General features: G+C 50.1%; 6 protein-coding genes. 5 read left to right on the top strand and 1 reads right to left on the bottom strand.

All coding sequences use genetic code 11. The features are described from left to right. A partial coding sequence (locus tag EOB49_RS33135) for a hypothetical protein (protein ID WP_164781904.1) occupies window positions 1-915 on the top strand: 915 nt, incomplete at its 5' end. Window positions 916-943: 28 nt separating this feature from the next. Here EOB49_RS33135 and EOB49_RS33140 read toward each other — a convergent pair. Further along, entirely contained in the window at window positions 944-1,318 is a 375-nt protein-coding gene (locus EOB49_RS33140; RefSeq protein WP_127383435.1) for a hypothetical protein, read from the bottom strand. Between the two features lie 119 nt (window positions 1,319-1,437). On the opposite strand from EOB49_RS33140, the gene EOB49_RS33145 reads away from it, so the two are divergent. From EOB49_RS33145 to EOB49_RS33160, 4 genes are all read left to right on the top strand, one after another. Further along, window positions 1,438-1,812: a hypothetical protein gene (locus EOB49_RS33145; RefSeq protein ID WP_127383436.1), complete on the top strand. Its 375-nt coding sequence runs from the start codon at window positions 1,438-1,440 to the stop codon at window positions 1,810-1,812. 53 nt (window positions 1,813-1,865) lie between these two features. Further along, window positions 1,866-2,642, top strand: a complete 777-nt coding sequence (locus EOB49_RS33150) for a hypothetical protein (protein WP_127383437.1) — start codon at window positions 1,866-1,868, stop codon at window positions 2,640-2,642. Between the two features lie 154 nt (window positions 2,643-2,796). Beyond that, complete coding sequence (locus EOB49_RS33155) at window positions 2,797-3,108, top strand: TM2 domain-containing protein (protein WP_127383438.1); 312 nt, start codon at window positions 2,797-2,799, stop codon at window positions 3,106-3,108. Window positions 3,109-3,170: 62 nt separating this feature from the next. Continuing rightward, on the top strand, window positions 3,171-3,664 hold a 494-nt coding region (locus EOB49_RS33160), incomplete at its 3' end, for a hypothetical protein (protein WP_164781905.1).

The following is a 3,664-nucleotide window of genomic DNA, read 5'->3' on the forward strand; positions in this document are numbered from 1 at the left end:
CGATTCCTTCTGTGGGCCTTTCGAAACATCGCACGGGACGAAGACGTAGTTTCCACAGCACTGGAAGGCGACAAATGGCTTTTCTCTTTGCCGGATGAGATTGTTCAGGAACTGGCTATCCAGTCTGCCGCTGACGGAGGAATCAACAACGATCCGGCGATTGCGCCGATTCAGCGTCCCCTAAATCGAGAGAATCTTCGAGAGGAATATTCCCGCATTGGCCGTGCGAGAATAGCATCGGCGATGAAGACAATTGGCTTCTGCGCATCACGACGAATGGTTCCCTTTTTCGGACACGCATCGACGGGAAAAATCGCTGCCCGGATTGCCAGTCGAGCCAACAAGGTGATGGACGCTGTCACGGAATTTGATCCGTTTTGGGCTACACGTTCACAGGTGATGCGAATAGCTCATAGCGAGTACATTGACGAGACGGTGCTAGCGGCTATGCCCGTCGAGGAAGTCTTGAAACTGCGCTCTCGTGCGTGGGGTCATCAGGCTGCCGCTAGGGACGAAATGCTACAGTCGATCGCTGCCATTTCAGCCGAAATAGGCGATGCGGAAGATTTCCAACAGCATGCGCAAGCGAGTGTCTTGGCATATCGGAAAGAGGCCGAGGAACTGGAGCAGGAACGGAAAAGCCTTGGCTTTCAAATCAAATGTGAGGTTGCAAAGGTAGTTGCTTTGACCGGAAGTGGAGGTGGAGCTGGACTAACCGGCCTTCTATCCCAACTCCAGAGCGGGATCGGCGCAGCGGCAACGTTGGTCGCTGGGTGCCTTTATGCGATTGATAAGATCAAGGACTACCGACCTGTCTCTGAACAGCTAAAGGCGGCGGAGCAAGAATTCCGAGACAAGGCCGGCTTTGGCCTTCATAATTTTTATGAAGGCCTCAAGCACTCAACTCGGCCTTGATCAAGAACGTTTTTGAATGCGGCCCCGCCTAACCAAGCGTGGGTTTGTACTTCTTGTTCAAACACACGGCGTAAAACACGGCATACTGTTGGTCAAATGCCAAACCGCCCTTTCGACCAACATGAATTTCGACGGCCTGCCCCGTCTCATCGTCAACCACAGACGGGAAGGAACAATCGACCGACTGTCGAAGCAAATACGATTGGCCGGTATCGAACTTGATCTTCGAAACAACCTTGTAGCCTTGGCTTTCCTCCGCTGAGAAAGCCTTCTTGGAGATGATGGTGGCGGTGTATTTTTCCGGACCTTTCGAACCCTTCATGACAGTAGAAAGATAGCTCCCACCCGCCATGGCGCTTGTAGCCATGAACGTCAAAGCCAGAGCATAAAGAAAGATCTTCATTTCGCCCCTCCTATTATCCGTTGCTCACCACCTGCTGAATCGATAACGCATGCAGATAGTATACGTCGATCGGTATCTGCCTTGGTATCGATCCTGATAGCCAAATGAGGGGGAACAACGTGCGCAATTCCACGCTGCTTTTATCGATTTTAATGTCAGTCATTTCAGTGTCGTTGGCACAAGCCGATGAGACTGATGTCAAAATAGTCGGGAAACCTACCGCAATGGATGGAGAGGGTCTCCGAGGATTTTATGGCAAAGTCAGGTACGGCGTTGCGACGCACTTGGTTCAGTCAACCTGCGAAACATACGACCCGAAGACCGCCGGCTACGATGTGACGGTCATCTGGTCCGACGGACACGAATCCGACTACCATTTTCAAGATGCCAATGGCCGATTTGCGCTCGACGAATCTAACGCTGCCACCGTTGCCCGTGTCTTTTTTCAGAAGACATGTATGTCGTCACCGAAATTCAAACGCTACTACCGCTAATGTTTTGCGAGAAATCGTCAGCATACTCAAACATACGGCAACATAAGCCCAAAATGGCAACCGACAAATTCGAAGAATCCAGCTCGGACGAGATGAAAATCCAAAGACTAAAAGAGTTTGCGTTGATGCTTCGAGATTATAAGATCATGCCAAGCACCGCACGTCGAAGCGCTATAAACCAAAAGAAGTCATCTATCCGAAGAATTATTATTGAGGCTGGCGCACATCACACCTATACTATCGCACCTCCTCCCGCCATCGGCGGATTGATTCAGCGAGATTTTGACCCATTTGACGGTATATTCGATCCTCCGTACGGCATGGACGTCATAGCTCCAATTCTCGATTCAATCGACGTTGCGATAGGATCGATCCAAGACGGGGTCTTTAGCAAAGTGATCACGAACATAGAAATTGCAAAGGACGAATTGCGGGCTGGTTATGCATTTGTAGCCATGTCGATCGACCCTTCCAATAGGGATTTAGACGACGTTCTGGACGCAATAAAAATTGCGGCAAAAGATTTGGGTATCGAGGCGGAACGGATAGACGATCAAGAATCGAACACACGAATTACCGATCGCATATTCGAAGCGATTCGAGTTGCGCAGTTCGTCATTGTCGATGTGACCGGCGCTAGGCCAAATGTATTTTACGAAGCAGGATATGCGCAGGGGATTGGAAAGATACCTATTTTCCTAGCCAAACAAGGGACTAAGATCGAGTTCGACATCAAGGACTACCCGATAATTTTTTACGACAATATGAGGTCTTTGCGAGAGGGCCTGAAGAGCCGGTTGCAAGCAGTGGCCAAGGGCTCCGAAAAATAGGGCAATCGTTCGTCCTAGGAGTTATTCCTGCTAAGCAATCCTACTGACTACTCGCTCCCCCGCCCGGCCGCCCGCTGGCCTGCAAAGCTCTGCACATGTGGTCTTTCTAAATCCTCAATATGAGCTATTGTCCGACAGCTTTGGGGGGATAAAGATGAAATCGGGCGTCGTTGCATTCATACTTTGGTGCGGTGGTTTTTTCCTCGTTTGCGGACTCCACCGTTTCTACACAGGGCGAACCGGCTCTGGAATCTTGTGGCTTCTGACGTTTGGACTGCTTGGGATTGGACAGATTGTGGATTTGTTCATGCTGGGCTCGATGGTCCGACAGGCAAACATGATGAGGGGTTTGGCCGGCGCATCAGCCTTTGTCCACAACAACAATGTTGTGGCGCCTGTGATCAACATAACCGTTGACCCTCGATATGTTACATCGCCACCTTCGAACCAGAGCACTCCATCCTAAGACTGGCTGATGATAGAAACGGCCATTCAGCCGATTAGTCCATCAATGGCCGAGGGATTACCATGAAATTATCGTTGATCGAGAGGTCGGCGCTAACGCTGGAGAACTACATTGATGGAAAGATGGGAAGCCATTTTCTATCGGAAAAGTTTTTGGACGGCATTGCCGAACAGCGGAATGAAATCAGCCGGCGACAGGCAAGAGTGTCATCAAGGCTGTTCCTGTTGACCACCATTTTAGCGTTTTTTTCCAATATAACAGGTAGCGTTACGTTTCTCGGAGCCTCAGTTAGAATCTCACCTGAATTTGCATCGGCACTCTCAACGCTTGTGGCCGCTGGGTTGGTCGCCACTGTATTTGCGCTCCTCGACCAAATTATCTTAGACCGCTACGTCACAGCAATTGGGAAGAAGGTGGGCATGTTCTCCTTCCCAATTTTCCTCCTACACAAGACCGCATTTAATCTGTGGATCGATCCGTTGATGCCAAGATACTACGGTCCAAAATCAAGGCGCCCACAACACCTCGCTATGCGCCTTATGCTGATTTTTGCAAT

It is taken from the genome of Mesorhizobium sp. M7A.F.Ca.MR.148.00.0.0 (assembly GCF_003997735.1).
In the GTDB taxonomy this organism is placed as follows: Bacteria; Pseudomonadota; Alphaproteobacteria; order Rhizobiales; family Rhizobiaceae; genus Mesorhizobium.